At 72.6% G+C, this 17,028-nt stretch carries 15 protein-coding genes; 5 read left to right on the plus strand and 10 right to left on the minus strand.

What is annotated here, in order from left to right:
• Positions 1-126: 126 nt before the first annotated feature.
• A complete protein-coding gene (locus tag OO62_RS04515) occupies positions 127-372 on the plus strand; it encodes a hypothetical protein (protein ID WP_033265866.1) in 246 nt (81 codons plus the stop codon).
• Between the two features lie 73 nt (positions 373-445).
• On the opposite strand, the gene OO62_RS04520 is transcribed toward OO62_RS04515, so the two are convergent.
• On the minus strand, positions 446-1,510 hold the full coding sequence (locus OO62_RS04520; protein WP_051732691.1) for a GlxA family transcriptional regulator: 1,065 nt from the start codon (positions 1,508-1,510) through the stop codon (positions 446-448).
• A 200-nt stretch (positions 1,511-1,710) separates the two neighbouring features.
• Between OO62_RS04520 and OO62_RS04525 the strand changes: the two genes are divergently transcribed.
• Positions 1,711-2,304, plus strand: a complete 594-nt coding sequence (locus tag OO62_RS04525; protein WP_033265867.1) for an isochorismatase family protein — start codon at positions 1,711-1,713, stop codon at positions 2,302-2,304.
• Positions 2,305-2,334: 30 nt separating this feature from the next.
• Here OO62_RS04525 and OO62_RS04530 read toward each other — a convergent pair whose 3' ends face one another.
• Positions 2,335-2,754: a winged helix-turn-helix transcriptional regulator gene (locus OO62_RS04530; RefSeq protein WP_033265868.1), complete on the minus strand. Its 420-nt coding sequence runs from the start codon at positions 2,752-2,754 to the stop codon at positions 2,335-2,337.
• Between the two features lie 87 nt (positions 2,755-2,841).
• Here OO62_RS04530 and OO62_RS04535 point away from each other — a divergent pair, with 87 nt between their 5' ends.
• Positions 2,842-3,663: an NAD(P)H-binding protein gene (locus OO62_RS04535; RefSeq protein WP_033265869.1), complete on the plus strand. Its 822-nt coding sequence runs from the start codon at positions 2,842-2,844 to the stop codon at positions 3,661-3,663.
• A gap of 68 nt (positions 3,664-3,731) precedes the next feature.
• Here the strand turns inward: OO62_RS04535 and OO62_RS04540 are convergent, their stop codons facing one another.
• The 4 genes from OO62_RS04540 to OO62_RS04555 all read right to left on the minus strand — a co-directional run bounded on the left by OO62_RS04540 (position 3,732) and on the right by OO62_RS04555 (position 8,487).
• Complete coding sequence (locus OO62_RS04540) at positions 3,732-5,405, minus strand: CocE/NonD family hydrolase (RefSeq protein ID WP_033265870.1); 1,674 nt, start codon at positions 5,403-5,405, stop codon at positions 3,732-3,734.
• A 199-nt stretch (positions 5,406-5,604) separates the two neighbouring features.
• Positions 5,605-6,690: a hypothetical protein gene (locus tag OO62_RS04545; protein ID WP_033265871.1), complete on the minus strand. Its 1,086-nt coding sequence runs from the start codon at positions 6,688-6,690 to the stop codon at positions 5,605-5,607.
• A 70-nt stretch (positions 6,691-6,760) separates the two neighbouring features.
• A complete protein-coding gene (locus tag OO62_RS04550) occupies positions 6,761-7,903 on the minus strand; it encodes an XdhC family protein (protein WP_051732693.1) in 1,143 nt (380 codons plus the stop codon).
• A gap of 113 nt (positions 7,904-8,016) precedes the next feature.
• Positions 8,017-8,487: an Hsp20/alpha crystallin family protein gene (locus OO62_RS04555; protein ID WP_033266012.1), complete on the minus strand. Its 471-nt coding sequence runs from the start codon at positions 8,485-8,487 to the stop codon at positions 8,017-8,019.
• A gap of 251 nt (positions 8,488-8,738) precedes the next feature.
• On the opposite strand from OO62_RS04555, the gene OO62_RS04560 reads away from it, so the two are divergent.
• Complete coding sequence (locus tag OO62_RS04560) at positions 8,739-10,301, plus strand: glycosyltransferase family 39 protein (protein WP_051732695.1); 1,563 nt, start codon at positions 8,739-8,741, stop codon at positions 10,299-10,301.
• Between the two features lie 139 nt (positions 10,302-10,440).
• Here the strand turns inward: OO62_RS04560 and OO62_RS04565 are convergent, their stop codons facing one another.
• Together OO62_RS04565 and OO62_RS04570 are read right to left on the minus strand one after the other, a co-directional pair.
• Positions 10,441-11,448 carry a DUF2278 family protein gene (locus OO62_RS04565; RefSeq protein ID WP_033265873.1) on the minus strand — a complete coding sequence of 336 codons (1,008 nt, stop codon included), beginning with the start codon at positions 11,446-11,448 and terminating at the stop codon, positions 10,441-10,443.
• 151 nt (positions 11,449-11,599) lie between these two features.
• Complete coding sequence (locus OO62_RS04570; RefSeq protein ID WP_033266013.1) at positions 11,600-12,796, minus strand: MFS transporter; 1,197 nt, start codon at positions 12,794-12,796, stop codon at positions 11,600-11,602.
• 74 nt (positions 12,797-12,870) lie between these two features.
• Here OO62_RS04570 and OO62_RS04575 point away from each other — a divergent pair, with 74 nt between their 5' ends.
• Entirely contained in the window at positions 12,871-13,629 is a 759-nt protein-coding gene (locus OO62_RS04575) for a DeoR/GlpR family DNA-binding transcription regulator (RefSeq protein WP_033265874.1), read from the plus strand.
• Between the two features lie 115 nt (positions 13,630-13,744).
• Here OO62_RS04575 and OO62_RS04580 read toward each other — a convergent pair whose 3' ends face one another.
• Both OO62_RS04580 and efeB read right to left on the minus strand, forming a co-directional pair.
• Complete coding sequence (locus OO62_RS04580; RefSeq protein ID WP_106974808.1) at positions 13,745-15,562, minus strand: phospholipase C; 1,818 nt, start codon at positions 15,560-15,562, stop codon at positions 13,745-13,747.
• A gap of 174 nt (positions 15,563-15,736) precedes the next feature.
• The gene (gene efeB / locus OO62_RS04585) at positions 15,737-17,026 is read right to left on the minus strand and encodes an iron uptake transporter deferrochelatase/peroxidase subunit (protein ID WP_033265876.1); all 1,290 of its coding nucleotides are present in this window, start codon (positions 17,024-17,026) and stop codon (positions 15,737-15,739) included.
• Positions 17,027-17,028: the final 2 nt, after the last annotated feature.

Genomic DNA, 17,028 nt, shown 5'->3' on the forward strand with positions numbered 1-17,028 from the left:
TTCGCGACATAAGCCCCTTTACCTCCAGCTTGCGCCCGACTCCGCCCCCTTGCGCGCACGCACTCAGCGTCGGTTTCACCCGTACGTGTGCTGCACCGCAATTCGAACGCGTGATGCAATTCAGTGGTGACTTCCTATGCCTTCCCCGACGATCTCCTCAAGGCCCAGCGCGACTGGTACGCCGCCTACCGGCAGCTCGCACAGGAGGAGAATCCCTCCCGGACCACGGTGCTGCGGCGCACGCTGCAGCGGCTGTCGGTACGGATCACCACGCACCCGTACTGGGCCACCGTCCCCGGCCGGGCCCCGGCCGCGCGGATGGCCCTCAAGCAGCAGACATGGGAACCGACCGCCGAAGAGGCCCGACGGTGACCGCCCGGGCAGGCGAGGAGGCGGGCCGGCCTGACGCGGAGGCGGGCCGCGAGGTGCGCGCCGGCCGCTTGCCTCAGGCGACCGGGCCGATGGGGTCCGCCGCCCGGACGGCGGGCGGCGGGGTACGGTCGCCGCGGCCTCCACCGCCCTCGCGGGAGTGCCGGAATCGGTTGCGGTATTCCGTGGGGGTCGTGTCGAGTCTCCGGCGGAAGGCACGGATCAAGGTGTCGATCGTCTGGAAGCCGCAGGACGACGCGATGCGATCGAGGGTTTCATCGGTGGATTCGAGGTGGTGGCGTGCCACTTCGACGCGGGCCGATTCGAGGTACGCGGCCGGCGTCATGCCGAGTTCGGTCTTGAAGATCCGGGTGAGTTGCCGTTCGCTCACGTGGGCCTGAGTGGCGAGGTCGGCGACCGTGAGCGGTGTGGTGATGTTCCGCGTGATGTAGTGGCGGAGATCCTCGACCCGTCGCGTCGTCGAGACGGGTTCGAGCGGAACGCTGAATTGGCTCTGCCCGCCCGGCCGTTTCAGATACATCACGAGCTGCCGGGCGACCCGCAGGGCGACGGGTTCGCCGAAGTCGTCGGCGACCAGGGCGAGCGACAGGTCGAGGCAGGCGCTGATCCCCGCGCCGGTCCACACGTTGTGATCGCGAATGAAGATCGGATCCGCGTCGACCTCGATCGACGGGTGAGCGGCCGCGAGTTGCCGCGCGGTGGACCAGTGGGTGGTGGCGCGCTTGCCGTCCAGCAGCCCTGCCTCCGCGAGAAGGTGCGCTCCCACACAGACCGAGGCGACGCGTCGCGCCCTGCCGGCGAGTGTCCGCACCCAGGCGACGACTGCGGGGTCGGTGAGGGCACGCACGCGGCGCCGGCTGTCGACTTCGACCGCGCCGGGCACCAGCAGGGTGTCGATGCGCCTCGTGGACACCTCCCGGAGGGTGGTGTCGGGGAGGACGCGCACCCCCGCCGAGGTGGTGACGGGGGCCAGGGTCTCGGCGGCCAGTACGACCTGGTAGCCCGTCGCCTCGTCCACCTCGCGCTGCAGCAGCGCGAACACTTCCGGGGGCCCGGTGACATCCAGCAGGTCGACGCCGTCGAAGAGAACGACGACCACCAGTCGCTTGACGGTGCTCATGTGGTGTCCGCCCCTCCCCGGCCCGCCCGGTCGGCACCGACGGGGCGCCACCGCCCGCGACGCGATGTCTGTATCTGCGGATGTCTGTATCTGCATGTTAGACGACATTGCCGACACCTCTGGTGGGTCGTAGCGTTCTCAGCACAGCCACCGCGCGGCGGCCCTCACCTTTCAACTCCACGCCCCAGGAGGGCACTTCCATGGCTACGACGACCCTGCGTGAGCTCAACGGCCTCGACCGGACCCCCGCCTCGCCGGCCGATGCGACGCTGATCCTGATCGACTACCAGAACACCTACACCAGCGGCGTGTTGGAGCTGACGGGATGGGAATCCGCCCTCGACGCCGCCGCCGCGCTGCTGGCCAGGGCCCGGAAGGCCGGCACGAAGGTCATCCACGTCATGAACGACGGCGGTGCGGGCAGCCCGTACGACATCCGGGCCGAGATCGGCCGGATCCACCCCCGGGTGGCTCCCGTCGAGGGCGAACCCGTCGTGGTGAAGACGGCCGCCCCCAACGCGTTTGTCGGCACCGACCTGGGTGAACACCTCGACGCCGCCGGCCACAAGAACGTCATCATCGCCGGGTTCATGACCAACATGTGCGTGACCTTCACCGCGGAAGGGGCGTTCCTGCGCGGCAACCAGCCGACAGTGGTCGCCGACGCCTGCGCGACCCGGCCGCTGCAGACCGTGGTGGCCGACGTGTCCGCGGAACAGCTCCACCACAGCGCGCTCGCAACGATCGCTGACCTGTACGGAGTCGTCGTCGCCTCCGAGGCGTCCTTGAGCTGACGGACCGGGCACGCCCACCGCGTGCTGTGCTCAGCGGATGTCGTGGTCGGGGTGGGTCCGGTCGTACGCGTGCCGCGCCTCGGCGATGGCGGAACGGTGAGCCAGCGACCAGTCGGCGAGCGCCTTGACCAGGTGGGTCAGGCCGGCCCCGGTCTCGGTCAGGCGGTAGTCGACCTGGGCCGGGACGGTCGGGTAGACGGTGCGCAGCACGAGGCCGTCGCGTTCGAGCCTGCGCACGGTCAGGGTGAGCATGCGCTGGGAAATGCCGTCGATGGCGCGCTGCAGTGCGCGGAACCGGCGCGGCCCGCTCGCAAGTTCAACGATCACGAGCACCGACCATTTGTCGCCGATGCGGTCCAGGACGTCGCGGATGCCGCAGTCGGGGTGGTCCTCGCGTCCGCAGGGATCGAGGTCGGCGGGGGCGGTTACTCCGGTGTGCGTGAGTGACATGGAACTGCCTTCTTGTGGCCGGCGGGCGTGCGATCAAGGATCAAGCCTAGTTACCGATGAGAACCACGACGGAAGACGGCGATTGACATGATCTTGGTGACCGGAGCAAACGGAAACCTCGGCTCGGCCACCCTTGCGGCGCTGCGCGCCCGCGGCGTCGCCGCGACGGGCGGCAGCCGCATGCCGGGTGCGGGGATGCGGCGTCTCGACTTCGACGACCCTACGAGCCTCGATCTCGCCGAGGTGTCGACCCTGGTGCTGGTCTCCGCCGGTTATGCCGAGGACGACCAGGTCGTCGGGCGGCACGCGGCGGTCCTGGACGCCGCCGTCCGCGACGGCGTTCGCCACGTCGTCTACACGAGTCTCACCACCGCCGGCGACCACCTCGGCTTCGCGCTCGCGCACCGGGCGACCGAACGCCTTGTGCAGGCCAGCGGATTGCCGTGGACGATCCTGCGCAACGGCCTGTACGCCGAACTCTTCGGCGGCCTGCTGAGGTGGGCCGGGAACGGCGTGGAATCCGCGTTCGGGGACGGCGCCCTGGCCGCGGTCGCGCGGGAGGATCTCGCCGATGCCGCGGCGCTCGTTGCGGCGGATCCGGCACGACACAGCGGGCGCGTCCACGACCTCGTCGGCACGCCGATCACGGCGGGTCAGGTGGCCGACCGGCTCGGGGTCCCGCACCGCACCATCGACCTGGGCGAGTACCGGCGCAGGCTCCTGGAGGAGACGCCGGGGCTGCTGTCGTTCCAACCGCCCATGCTCGCCTCGATCGCCACCGGAATCCGCCACGGTTTCCTGGACGGCACCACCCCCGACCTCGCAGACCTTCTCGGCCGCCCGGCCCGCGACCCACTGGCTACGGCCGTCGCAGCCGCGTCCGCCACGCGACCGGAAACGAGCGCCTAGGAACACGGTGACCTGCGCGGCCCCGGGAAGGGACCGCGGCGGGCCGGGGCGGCGCCGAGGGGTGTGGGTCAGCGCAGGGGCAGCGTCAGTTCGGACGGGTCGGCCGTGGTGGAGCTGAACGAGACCTGGCTTCCCCGTGGGCTACGGCCGCCGTACAGGGGGTCCTTGGTGTCCACGACCAGCGCCAGCCGGTGTCCGGCGGGCAGGTCGTAGGCGGTGGTGTAGAGCGGGAGGTCCAGCGGGAAGGCACGTCCCGGCGTGCGGTTCGACCAACTCTGCGGGGCGTGCGAGATCAGCTTGCCGACGCCGAGGGCGTTGACGTCGTAGAGGTAGGCGAACGCCGTGCCGCGCGAGGTGGAGGCGGTGACCGTCGTGTGCAACCGCGCGGCGCCGCGCAGGTGTTGCACCGTTTGGTAGGGCGCCGACTGCCACACGGCCGCTGACCGGCGCGGCAGCAGCGGGACGAGGACGGTCGGGGGCAGGGCGGCGAGCTGGTCGAGCAGGCCGGACAGTTCGGGGATGCCGCCGTCGGCGCCGGAATCCGTGCCGCCGACGACCTGCTGGTGCCACCCGGGACCCGCTGTCCCGCCGAGCGTGCCGGTGCCGCGGGGGTCCGGGCCGCCCATCCGCAGTTGCGCGGTCCGCGTGCTGACGGCCTGCCAGTCCGGGTAGCTCTCGTGCGTGCCGCTCGGGCGGACCTCCAGTTCCACCGGCCGCCGGGGGGCCTCACTGCCGGTGGTGGCCTTGAGGTGCTGGTCGAGCCAGTGGCGGGCGCTCGCCCAGGTGGCGTTGTCCAGCCCCAGCAGGCTGGTCAGCTCCTGTGTGGCGTGGTCTCCGGGGCGCAGTTCGAGCCGCTTGGGGCCGCTCAGCCGCTGGTAGAAGGCCGTCATCTGGCTGGGGTTGAAGATGCTGTCGCCCCAGGCGTTGGCGAGGAAGACGGCCGTGCCGTGGGCGTTGATCCGGTCGACGTACGTGGCCGGGGACCTGGTGTGCGCCCACGCGACGACATCGGGCAGGTCGCGGTCGGCAAAGAGGTCCGCCAGGATCCGGGCGAACTCCGGGCTCCGGCGGCCGGTGGGCGTCTGGATGGCGGTGAGCAGAGCCGCCGCCTGGAGGTGCCGGGTCTGCCCGCCGTAGAGGGAGTCGGTCAGGTCCGCCCAGCCGCTCATCGCCGCGACCGCCTTGATCCGCGGGTCGAAGGCGGCGCCCAGGAGGGTCAGGCCCCCGCCCAGGGAGAGCCCCACCATGCCGATGCGCCGGCGGTCGGCGGGGGTGTGGGCGAGGGCCCAGTCGATGACCGAGGACACATCGGCGACGTCCTTGGGCCCTCCGACGTCGACCTGGCCCCCGGAGCGCCAGAAACCGCGGACCGTGTACGTCACGGCGACGTAGCCGTCGGCGGCCAGTTGCCTGCCCTGGGCGACGTACTCCAGGTCGTTCTGCCCCCAGCTGGCCGGCTGGACGACCAGCGGGTAGCGGCCCTTCCGGTCGGCGCCGGGCGTGCCGGGGGCGGGGGTGAAGACATGGGCCTTGAGGACGGTGCCGTCCTTCATCGGGATGTCGGTGGTGCGGAACGACGGCGCGCCGTGTGCGGCGGCGGTGACCGCGGGGCCGGGGCGGCCGGCCGCCGTGGCAGGAGGCGGGGCGAGGGCGCCGCTCAGGACAAGTGCCGTGACCAGCACGGCAGTTGTCGTCCTGCGCCGGCCGCGGAGACTGCCGGGCGTACGGCGGGATCGCGCCATCGATGCTCCCTCAGGATCTGACCGCGGTGCCACGGCGGCACCGGTCCGTTGCGGTGACCGGAAGCGTACGGGCGGCGCATCAGCGCTGGTGAGACGATGATCAGCCAAAAATTACTCTCGGGTAACCCCCGTTGGCCGGAACCCGCGGGGGCGGCGTCCACGGTGGCGCTTCCCGGCCCGTAGGCGGCCGGCGCGGGCGCTACCGGGCAGGGCGGCGGTCGACCGGGGTGCGCGGCGCGCGGATGGCCACGGCCCGGCGCCGGGTGCCGGACCAGGGGGCCGGCACCGCCTCGATGTCGCGGGCCAAACGGTAGGCGAGCGCCTCGTAGTTGACCCGCCAGCCACGGAACTGCGGCCATGCCTCCTCGGGCGTGCGCTCCATCGGGTAGCCCTGCTCCCGCATCCGCTCCACGCCGAGCAGGAACTCCTCGTAGGTCAGCCGCAGCGCGTCGTCGGGGTGGGGGTCGCGGTCGTAGGGGATGCCTTCGATCTCGGCGATGTCGCGCAGGCAGATGAAGCCCGCCCGCAGCGCCATCCGGACCTCGGCCTGCGGCTGTGAGGGGCTGAAGGCCAGCCGCAGGGCCGCGGCGTCCATGACCGACAACAGCGCGATCAACCAGTTGCGGTGCGCCTTCGGGGACCGGAAGTGGATCAGGATCGGATAGGTGGTGTGGCTCTCACTCACCCCGGCGCTCCACCGCTCCCAGTTGCGGAACAGTTCGGTGAGGCTGTCCAGCAGGCCGACCTGCGCGTAACGGGCGAGGATCTCCGGCCCCCAGGGCGGACTGCCGGCGCGGGCCTGCAGCAGTGTCACCTCGGTCTCCCTGCGCTGGTAGGCGCCGTAGAGCGCGGGCAGATAGCCGACCTGCAAACCGATCACGATCGGGCCCGTGACGGCGGCGAGGAAGTCGATGGCGTTCAGGGTCACGCGGTTGCCGCTGGCGAAGCCGAGCGTGAACAGCGAGGAACCCGACTCGATCAGCGCCGCCCTGACGCCCAGTCGGCTCACCGCGGCCTCCAGCAGCGCATAGCCGACCATGAAGGACGTCAGCCAGCCGATCAGGGTGACGACAATGGCCACCGGCCCCATCGGGGCGAGCACCCGGTCCTTGGCCTCGGCGCTCGGCAGGCGGTCGGCGACCAGCTGGAACGCCCCGTGGACCAGGCGCTGGAAGAAGCGGCCGAAGCTGGAACGCGTCGGCCGGGGAATCACCAGCGAGTGCAGCACCGAGGAGAAGAGCCCGAGCACGACAACGGCACCGGCGACGCCCAGCAGTACACGCACCCCGGTCCGCTCCTTCCCGCACTCCCACCTCGACGAGGGCAGCGTACGGGGCGCCTCCCCCGGGACGGCGTCAACCCGGCGGCGGACCGGCCGAAGACGGCACGCTCGCGCATGGGGGCGGGTGGATGGCGGGGTGCGCGGCGGCCGACAGCGGGACCCCGGTGCCGCCGTGGCGGTCGGCGATGATCTCCGCGGCGATGGAGAGGGCCGTCTCCTGCGGCGTCCGGGCGCCGAGGTCGAGGCCGATGGGGCTGCGCAGCCGGGACAGTTCGGCCTCGCTGACACCCGCTTCGCGCAGCCGCCGGGCGCGGTCCCGGTGCGTACGCCGCGAGCCCATCGCGCCGACGTAGGCGACCGGGAGCGTCAGCGCGAGCGCGAGGAGCGGCACGTCGAACTTGTGGTCGTGGGTCAGGACGCACAGCACCGTACGGGCGTCCACCTCCGTCGCCGCCAGATAGCGGTGCGGCCACTCGACGACGATCTCGTCGGCGTCCGGGAAGCGGGCGGGCGTCGCGAAGACGGGCCGGGCGTCGCAGACCGTCACGCGGTAGCCGAGGAACCGGCCCACCCGTACCAGCGCCGACGCGAAGTCGATCGCACCGAAGACGATCATGCGGGGTGCGGGGACACTCGACTCGACGAACAGCGTCAGCGGACGGCCGCAACGGCCGCCGTCCTCGCCGATGACGACGGAGCCCGTACGGCCGGCATCCAGCAGCGCCACCGCCTCGTCGGCCGCGGCGCGGTCCGGGCCCGGGCCGGCACCGAGGCTGCCCTCGAAGGAACCGTCGGCGCGGACGAGCAGGACGCGGCCCAGCAGACCGGCCGGGCCGTCGCTGATGCGGGCCAGGGCGACCGGCCGGCCCGCCGCAGCGGCCGCCAGACCTTCGGGGACGACCCCGCCGTCGACCCGGGTGACCAGGACGTCGAGGCTGCCGCCGCAGGTCAGGCCGACGGCGAAGGCGTCCTCAGGGTGGTAGCCGAAGCGTTCACGCACGGGTCTGCCGTCGTCGAGCACCTGCCGGCACAACTCGTAGACCGCGCCCTCCACGCAACCTCCGGACACCGAGCCGATCGCGGTGCCCGCACCGTCCACGGCCAGCGCGGCGCCCAGCTGACGGGGCGCGCTGCCGCCGACCTCCACCACGGTGGCGACGGCGAACGGGCGGCCCTGCCCGGCCCAGCGGTGCAGCTCCTCGGCGATCTCCAGCATCCCGGCCTCCTCACCAGGGCGGCGACGCCCGGCGGCGCGCCCGGGGCGCCGGGTCCGTGACCGACCGCGCGACCGGTGCCACCACCGGCCGCACGGGTCGCGCGCGGGCCGGCTCAGCCCTGGATCTCGATATGACGCGGCTTGGCCGCCTTGGCCTTGGGGATGGTCACCTTGAGGACGCCGTCGGAAAGGGCTGCCTCGACGTCGTCGGCCCTGACGTCCGTGGGCAGCAGGGCGCGGTACTCGAAGCGGCCCACCGGGCGCCCCCGGCGGCGCAGCACGCCCTCCCGTTCGCGTTCGGTGATTTCCCCCGTGATGGCCAGCTCGTGCTCGGTGATCTCGACATCGATGTCCTCGCGCTTCGCGCCGGGCAGTTCGCACTCGATCACATATGCGTCGTCGGTCTCGGTCATGTCGGCCAGTGGCGCCCAGGCCATCGTCTCGCTCAAGGACCGGGAGAGCCCGGCCGACTCCAGGAAGCGGTTCATCCGCTCGAAGATGTCCTCGAAGTCGGTGGTCATCTCGGACCGGGGGGATCCCCGCTCCGTCAGGGTGCCGTGACGGTGTCGGGCGGGCAGAGTCATCGCGATCACCTCGCTGAGGGACGGCAGTGCAGATGCTTCTTCCATGCTGACGGCGGCCCGCGCGACCGGCACCTCGGCCGCCCGCGCCGCCCCGGGGACCCGAACCCTCCTTACGGAGGGTGACCGGACGCACATCCCGGGCGACGAATCCCCGCCGTCCGCCGGAACTGACACCTGACGCTCGGTCAGGTGCGGGTCAGGCGCGCACACATGGGGGCAGATTCGTATACCCCGACCGTATAGTGCCCGCCATGGCTGTCGATCTCCGTCATGGATCCCCCGGTGCCGGTGAGCGGACAGCCACGCGCGGCCCCGCGGGACCGCGCCGGTGGCCGTCCTGGGTGGTCCCCGGCGGCCCCGCGCTCCTGGCGCTCGCACTGGGACTGTGGGGGTTGCGCCGCCAGGACGCACTGTGGCGGGACGAGGCCGCGACGTGGGAGGTGGCCCAACGGTCACTGCCCGAGATCTGGCACCTGCTCGGTCACGTCGACGTCGTCCACGGGCTCTACTACCTGCTGATCCACGCGGTGTTCGAGGTCTTCGGAGCCGGTCCGGCCGTGCTGCGGCTGCCCTCGGTGCTGGCCGTCACCGTCGCCGCGGCGGCCACCGCGGCGACCGCCCGCCGGCTCACCGGCCCCATGGGCGCACTCGCGGCCGGGCTGGTACCGGCCCTGCTGCCGGTGATGCAGCGCTACGCGCAGGAGGGCCGCTCGTTCGCGCTGGTGACCGCCGGGGTGGCGGTGGCGACCTGGCTTCTGGTGGGCGTGCTGTGCCCGGCGGAGTCCGACGGCCCGCGGGACGGTCGCGGGCGGCGGATGGCGTACGGGTGGCGCTGGGCCGGCTACACGGTCGTCATGCTCGGCACCGCCCTGCTCAACTGGCTGTCGCTGTTCGCCCTGGCGGCCCACGGCGTCACCGTCCTGATCGCCCGGCGGTCCGGTCAACGCCCGCAGCCGGCACGGTGGTTGACGGCCGCCGCGGTCATAGTGCCGGGGGCCCTGCCGCTCGTTCTCGCCAGCCGTCCGCAGGCGGGCCAGGTGGCGTGGATACCGCCCGCCTCCGCTGCCAGTCTGCTCGGGGTGACCGCGATGCTGGTGGTCGCCCTGGCGTGTGCCCGGGTGCCGCGCCCCGCGGGCACCGAGCCGTCGCCGGTGTCGGTGGGCCTGCCGCTGCTCGCCGTGCCGCAACTCGGGCTGCTGCTGGCCTCCTGGCTCGTCACGCCGCTCTACGTCGACCGCTATGTGCTGTTCTCCTACCTCGGGCTGGCGCTGCTCGTCGGCCCCGCCGTCGGCTGGGCGGTGCGGACGGCGGGCGCGTACGCCTGGAGGCGCGGCGGGGTGCGGGTGCGGGGCGAGGCGCTGCTCGCCGGAATCGTCGCGGTGGTGTTCCTGGCGCTGCTGCCGCTCGAACTGGGCCTGCGCGAGCCGACGAGCCGCACCGACGACGTGCGGGTGGCGGCGGCAGAGGTCGCGGCGCTCGCCCACCCCGGGGACGGCGTCGTGTACATACCCGACCAGCGGCGTGATGCCGCGCTCGTGACGCCGTCGTCGTTCCGCGGACTCGACGACCTCGCGCTGGCGGAGGACCCGGTCACCTCCGGGACGCTGTACGGCGTCGAGGCGTCGCCCGCCCGCATAAGGGCCGCCATGCTGGCCCGCCACCGCATCGTCCTGGTCAGCGACACCGAGCCCGCCCCGCTGCCGCCCGCCCCCCGCGACCTGGTCAAACGCACGGTTCTCGACCGGTACTTCGTCCGCGTCACGACCGCCGACACCGGGGGGCGCCGGGTGGCGGTGTACGAAAGGGCCCGCTGATCACGGGCGCTGATGCGGCTGCGCCGTCGGATTCCGCAGCCCGCCGCCGACGCGGGACCTCACGGGAGGTTCCCGGGCCGACGGCGACGCGGCCAGCAGGACGGAGCACGTACCTGACGCAGGTGACCGTCGTTGCGGGTCAGAAGGTGAGCGTCTGTCCCTCGCGGCGGGCCTGTTGTGCGGTGTAGGCGACGCCGTGGACCTTCAGCCCGTCGGGGCCGAGCAGGGTGATCGATCCGCCGTGGTCGCCGAGCTCGAACCCGTCGTGCACCGGGACGACGAGGGTGCTCCCGGGATCGACGGTCCCGGGCGGCAGCGGCAGCCGGTGCCGCTGCTGGTCGGCGAGGTGCCATCCGGCCAGGTCGACCGGGTCGGCGGAGGTGTTGACCAGGGTGACGGTCTCGTCCCCGGCCGCGTGCCCCACGGGATTGACCAGCGCGGCGAGGATGCGCAGGGTCGCCTCGTCCTCGGCGGGCAGCGCATGCGGCGCGGTGGGGAGGGTGTGGCCGGTGGTGTCGTCGGTGTGCCAGCTCTGCGACTGGAAGGCCAGGAAGACGCCGACCCACCGGGATTCGACGGGTAGGTGCACGAGCAGGCCGCCGTCCTGCCACACGCCGTCGTCGGCTCGGAATTTCCCGGTGTTGCCCTGGTTCATGTGGATGTCGTGGATTCCGTCGTCCGGACGGAAGTGGAACACCTTGTCCTCGGGGGGCCGGTCACCGAACCGCTGCCCGAAAACATAGACCGAGGCCGTGGAATCGGCGATGGCGCGCTCCACCGTGTGGTCGAGCAGATCGGCCAAGTCGTTGTCCACGCCGGGCAGTTCCGGTGGCAGCGTGCGCATTTTGGCGGGATCGAAGAGGTTGCCGCGCACGAAGTCGAGACTCGCGCCGCCCGCCCGCGACGGCAGCGCGGTGAAGCCGCTGCCGGCCGGCGGGAGCAGTTGCGTCACGGGGTGCCGGAAGTCGTCGACGACCATGTACAGGAGCTCGGACGGCGCCTGCTGGGAAAGGACGTTGACCGCGGCGCGATAGGAGGCGCCGCTGTTGTCCATGAGATGGATTTGGTAATGCGGGGTATGGGCGGCGCCTTCCCGCCGCCGGTCGACCGCTCTACCCGCCAATACGCCATAGTCTTGCAGCGGCATATGCCCGTCCTCCCTCACCCAGCGGGACAGCACCGAACGATTCGACCGTAAGCCGCGGCCCGCCACCGCAAATCCCCTGTGGGCCATTCGGGTGAATGGCCCACAGGGGCGACGCCCCCGGCGGGAGCTGTCGCCGTGGCCGGGGCGGCGGTCATACGGTCTCGGGCTTCAGGGCGGCGGATACCGGCCGCTCCGTCCGCAGGACGCCTGCCGCGCACGCGGCGGCGAGGCAGCAGGCCACGGGCAGGAAGAAGGTGAGGTTGAGCGGCATCAGACGGGTCAGCGGACCGATGACGGCGGGGCCGGCCAGCATGCCGAGGTAACCGAGGCCGGCGACCCGCGAGACATTGGCCCCGGCCGCGTCCCGGTCCGCGTGGCCGGCGGCGCTGAAGAGCTGCGGAATGCAGCCGGACAGTCCGGCGCCGAACAGGGTCCAGCCGAGCAGGGCCAGCGGGACCCACGGGGACAGTGCCGCCGCGGTCAGGCCGAGTGCGGCCGCGGACGCGCCGTAACGGAGGATCGCGACCGGGCCGAAGCGCCCGGCCGCCCGGTCGGTGAGCAGGCGGCCGGCGGTCATCGCGGTGGCGAAGGCCCCGTAGGCGAGCGCGGCGGTGGCGGGCGACGCCCCCAGGACGTCCCGGAGCTGGAGCACGCTCCAGTCGTTGGCGACGCCCTCGCACAGCATGAGCATCAGTGCCAGCGCGGCCAGCACCTGGATGCGCCGGTGCGTGCGGCGCCGACCCCGGTCGGCCGCGGGCGCCGGAGTCGCACTGCGGGGCTGGGCGGGCAGCAGCGCGGGCGTGGCCAGGGCGGCGACGACCAGGCCGAGCAGCGCCACCGCGCCGAGGGTCAGTGCCGGGCTCCAGCCGAGGTCGAGGGCGCGGGCGCCGGCCAGTGCGGCCGCGACACCGCCGAGGGAGAAGGTGGCGTGGAAGGCGGACATGACGGGCCTGCGGTAGCCGCGCTCCACCTGGACGGCGTGCGCGTTCATGCTGACGTCCAGGCATCCGTTGCCGCAGCCCAGCACCAGCAGTGCCGCGCCCAGCGTCCAGCCGTTCGTGGCCAGCCCGGGCAGGACGAGGGCGGCGCTGCACAGCGCCGCACCGGCCGGTACGACGGTGCGGGCGCCGAAGCGGTCGGTGAGCGGGCCGGCGATCCGCATCCCGGCGAACGCCCCGGCGCCGAGCAGCAGCAGGAGCCAGCCGAGCACCGCGTGGCCGATGCCGGCGCGGTGCTCGACGACCGGGATGTGGACGACCCACATCCCCATCAGGAAGCCGTTCAGGGCGAAGTAGGCGAAGGTCGCCAGGCGGCCGGCCCGCAGGGGGCTCTTCCACGAAATGAACATGGGAACGAACATAACGAACAAGTCTGATGTTTGAAAGATTGCTTTTCGCGCGGGGGCAGTGTTCAATCCGGCCCATGGGGAGTGCAGAGCGACTGAGGCAGATCACCGACGCGGTGCGCGCGGCCGGCAGCGTCGGCGTGGCGGAACTGGCCGCCCTCACGGGTGCGTCGGAGATGACCGTCCGCCGCGACCTGGAGGCGCTGGCCGAGCAGGGGGTGCTGGAGCGCTACCGCGGCGGGGCCCGGAGCCTGCTGCTGCGCGGTGCGGAGCCCCCCTTCGCGCTGCGGTCGCAGGAGGGGCTGGAGGTCAAGCGGCGGATCGCCGCGGAGGTCGCCGGGCTGATCGCCGACGGCGAGTCGGTCGTCCTCGACAGCGGCACCACCTGCCTGGAGGTCGCCCGGGCCCTGGAACACCGCCGGCTGACGGTCATGCCGCTGTCCCTGCACGCGGTGAACGCGCTGTCCGGTGCCCCGCAGGTGACGCTGCTGGTCCCCGGCGGCCGGCCCCGCCCGGGGGAGCTGGCGCTGACCGGCCCGCTGACCGCGGCGTCGCTGGCCGCGCTGCGCTTCGACACCGCCGTCCTCGGCTGCTGCGGAGTGCACGCGACGGATGGCCTGACCGCCTACGACCTGGACGACGCGGCCGTCAAACAGGCCGCGATCGCCTCGTCCCGGCGCGTCATCGCCGTCGCGGAGGCGGCGAAGTTCGGCCGTACCGCGCTCGCCCACGTCGCCCCCGCCACCGCGCTGCACGCCCTCGTCACCGACGGGACCGCCCCGGACGAGGAGACCGGTGCGCTGACCCGCGCCGGCGTGACCGTACGGCAGGTGTGACCGCCGGCCGGCCGCGCACACGCAACTGCCCGGCGGATCACCGGGATCGGTGCTCCGCCGGGCAGCCGGCCCCGCCCCCCTCAGGGCGCGGGGCTCACGCGCTCACGGCCGGGTTTCAGGCGGTGCCACGACCCTTGCGGCGGCGCAGTACCAGGACGGTGCCGGTGGCGCCGGCCGCGACCACCGCCGCGCCGATACCGGCCGGCAGCGCGGGGAAGCCGGTGGAGTCGGTGGCCGAGGCCGCGTTCTGCATGGCCGGCCCCTGCGTGATGGTCGTCGCGACCGGCTCGACGTGCCGCACCGGCCCGACCGACTTGACCGAGCCGTCCGCGTTCAGCAGCACCTGCTTGTTGTTGGGGTGCCGGAAGTCGAACATGCCCTTCAGCGAGCCGGCCCGGCTGTCGAAGGAGGCGTCGCCGATCCGGCCGGTGTGCCAGTTGTCCTCGACGAACTTGATGATCGAGGTCTGCTCGGTCGGCGTGTGGTCGATCCGGTTGACCTTGCTGTACGGGGAGATCACCAGCAGCGGCTGCCGGGTGCCGGGGCCGCAGCGGTCCGCGTAGCCGCCGGCCGCCGCGGGGCCCGCCTGGCAGGCGGGACTGTCGGTGGGCTTGCCGTTGGAGCCGGTCGAGGTGTCCTTGGAGCCGTTGCGCGGCGTGGCGTAGGCGTGGTCGTACCAGCCGTCGGAGTCGTCGTAGGCGACGACGATCGCGGTGTCCTTCCACTGCGGCGACTGCTGGATGTGGTTGATCTGGTTGACCAGGTAGTGCTGTTCGTCGAGCGGGTCGGAGTAGCCGGCGTGGGCGTCCTGGTACTCGGGTGCCTTGAGGAAGCTGACGGCCGGGAGCTTGCCCGCCTTGAGGACCGCGTCGAAGTCGGTCAGGTCGTAGTTGTGGTTGGCCGGTCCGGCGTGGCCGATCTCGTCGACGCTCTTCGGGGGCAGGTGGTGCGGGTTGGCCGTCGACTTGTAGTACTGGAACGGCGAGTGGTGCGGGCTGTAGTCGACGGCCGCCGCTCCCCCGACGTTGGTGTGGGTGGTCCCGCCGCACTTGGCGTAGTGGCCCGCGGTGCCGTCCCACGGGGTGCTGGCCCGGAAGCCGCCCTGGAACCATCCCCAGCTCACCTTGCGGGAGTTGAGGACGTCGCCGATGTTGCGTCCCTGCATCGCGGCGAGCGCGTTCTTGCTGGTGTGGTCCTTGTCGGAGCAGTCGTCGTACGCCGGGTCCGGGTCGTTGACCATCGTGCCGACGCCCTTCGCGTCGGGCGACTGCACGGCGTGCGGGTCGGGCGTGGCGGTCTGCCGGGGGTTCTCGGTGCCGGAGGCCGGGTCGGTGGAGATGACGCCGTGCGTCTGCCCGGAGACCAGGTTGAGGGCTCCGGGGGTGGACGGGCCGTAGACCGAGCTGAACGAGCGGTCGTTCAGGGCGTAGTGCTGGGCGTAGTTCCACAGCCCGGTGACGGTGTTGCCGTCGTAGTAGTCCATCACCAGACCGGGCTCGCCGAAGAGCCCGCCGGAGCACTTGCCGGAGTCGGTGTTCTCGACGAACCGGTCGGCCTTGCCGCCGTTGTACGCGTACTGCTCGGGCCCGTAGTCGTGGTTCTGGTCACAGGTCATGGCTTGCTGGGGGGTGAGCCGCTTGGGCGCGTACTGGTTGGGGTTGTGCTTCAGCAGGCCGGCGGTGCGCAGGTTGTCGATGTCCCTGGGGGTGCGCGGCGAGGCGGTGAACTTGGTGCCGTCGGTGTTGGCGGCCTTCGGGTAGGTCGCGAAGTAATGGTCGAACGAGATGTTCTCGCCGAAGAGGACGACCACGTGCTTGATGGGTGTGGCCGTGCGGGAAGGTGTGGGGTGGTGCCCGTCGGCGGCCCCGGCAGGCGCTCCCGCGCCCAGGACCGCGAGGGCTGCGACACCCGTGAGCGCCCCCAGTCTGCGCATCGCTGCTCGGCTTCCTCTACTGGCCATGCTTGTTCACCCTCCGGACAAGAACGCGGTTGTGCTGTACGGCCGGATGCTCTGCCCGCCGGGCGGCGGGTCGGCAGAGCCATGATGGCGCCGGAGTGAACACTGGGTCAGGTAAGTCAGGTCAAAGCTTGACCGGGTGTTGACCTTTCACGATCGTTCGCTGCCCTTTTGGGTCAGCAGGGCCCGGCCGAACCAGTCCGCTTCGTCGCGTACGCCCGGCAGTGCGAAGAAGTAGCCGCCGCCGAAGGGCGTGATGTAGTCCGTCAGCGGTTCGCCGGCCAGCCGGCGCTGCACGGTCTCGAACTGGCGGGCCGGGTCCTGCTGGTAGCAGCAGAACAGCAGGCCCATGTCGAGGTTGCCGTTGCTGTCGACGCCCCGGTCGTAGTTGTACGCGCGGCGCAGGATCCGCTGGTCGGCGGTGGCCGCGGTACGGGGGTTGGCCAGCCGGATGTGGCTGTCCAGGGGAATCACCTCGCCCTTGGGGTCGCGGGGGTAGTCGGGCGCGTCGTGCTCCCGGTCGCCGTCGAGGGGCGCCCCGCTCTCCCGGGCGCGGCCGAACATCCGCTCCTGCTCCGACAGCGAGACCCGGTCCCAGAACTCCACCAGCATGCGGATCAGCCGTACGACCTGATAGCTGCCGCCGACGGCCCACCCGGGCTCGCCGGCGCCGCGCCCGACCCACACCAGCCGGTCCATCTCCCGGGCGCTGCGGGCGTCCGGGTTCGCCGTGCCGTCCTTGAAGCCCAGGAGGTTGCGGGGCGTGCCGGACGGGCGGGGCGGACTGGCGAAGCCGTCCAGCCGCCAGCGCACCTGCATGCCGCCCCGGGTGTGCCGGGCGATGTCCCGCAGGGCGTGCAGCACGGTGTCCGGGTCGTCGGCGGCCAGTTGGAGGCTCAGGTCGCCGTGGCACCAGTCGGCCCGCAGGTCGTCGTCGGGGAAGACGGGCATGGTGGTCAGCCGGCGCGGGGCGCGGTCGTGCAGCCCGAACCGGTCCGCGGCGAAGAGCGCCGCCCCCACCCCGAGCGTCACCGACAGCGCACCGCCGGGCACCCGCGCCCCGAGCAGGCCCGAGTCGGTGGGCGGTCCGGTGATGCCGACGGACTCGGGGGTGCCCCCGCCGGTCAGGAAGCGCGCCCGGTCGGTGACGGTGCGCAGCAGGTCGGCCAGCTCCCGGCGGTCCCCGGCGGTCACGTCGAACGCGGTGAACGCGGTGACGCGGCGGGGCGTGGCGAGCACCGACGCCTGGTGGACGCCGTGGAACGCGACCGGCGGCGGGACGGGGGGCGCCGCCGCGGGGCCGGGCGTCGGAACCGTGACGCCGGCCCCGGAGCCGTCAGCGGGCGCGGCGCCGCCGGCCGCGAGCCCGGCACCGGCGAGCGCGGCACCGCGCAGGAACCGTCGTCTGCCGACGCCGTGCACGCCGCTGCCGTCACTCATCC

This window comes from Streptomyces lydicus (assembly GCF_000717345.1).
Taxonomy (GTDB): Bacteria; Actinomycetota; Actinomycetes; order Streptomycetales; family Streptomycetaceae; genus Streptomyces; species Streptomyces lydicus.

Coding starts and splice junctions, on each gene's coding strand:
- OO62_RS04520 (WP_051732691.1), bottom strand. CDS start 1,510: ATGAGCACCGTCAAGCGACTGGTGGTCGTCGTTCTCTTCGACGGCGTC.
- OO62_RS04525 (WP_033265867.1), top strand. CDS start 1,711: ATGGCTACGACGACCCTGCGTGAGCTCAACGGCCTCGACCGGACCCCC.
- OO62_RS04530 (WP_033265868.1), bottom strand. CDS start 2,754: ATGTCACTCACGCACACCGGAGTAACCGCCCCCGCCGACCTCGATCCC.
- OO62_RS04535 (WP_033265869.1), top strand. CDS start 2,842: ATGATCTTGGTGACCGGAGCAAACGGAAACCTCGGCTCGGCCACCCTT.
- OO62_RS04540 (WP_033265870.1), bottom strand. CDS start 5,405: ATGGCGCGATCCCGCCGTACGCCCGGCAGTCTCCGCGGCCGGCGCAGG.
- OO62_RS04550 (WP_051732693.1), bottom strand. CDS start 7,903: ATGCTGGAGATCGCCGAGGAGCTGCACCGCTGGGCCGGGCAGGGCCGC.
- OO62_RS04555 (WP_033266012.1), bottom strand. CDS start 8,487: ATGACTCTGCCCGCCCGACACCGTCACGGCACCCTGACGGAGCGGGGA.
- OO62_RS04560 (WP_051732695.1), top strand. CDS start 8,739: ATGGCTGTCGATCTCCGTCATGGATCCCCCGGTGCCGGTGAGCGGACA.
- OO62_RS04565 (WP_033265873.1), bottom strand. CDS start 11,448: ATGCCGCTGCAAGACTATGGCGTATTGGCGGGTAGAGCGGTCGACCGG.
- OO62_RS04570 (WP_033266013.1), bottom strand. CDS start 12,796: ATGTTCATTTCGTGGAAGAGCCCCCTGCGGGCCGGCCGCCTGGCGACC.
- OO62_RS04575 (WP_033265874.1), top strand. CDS start 12,871: ATGGGGAGTGCAGAGCGACTGAGGCAGATCACCGACGCGGTGCGCGCG.
- OO62_RS04580 (WP_106974808.1), bottom strand. CDS start 15,562: ATGCGCAGACTGGGGGCGCTCACGGGTGTCGCAGCCCTCGCGGTCCTG.
- efeB (WP_033265876.1), bottom strand. CDS start 17,026: ATGAGTGACGGCAGCGGCGTGCACGGCGTCGGCAGACGACGGTTCCTG.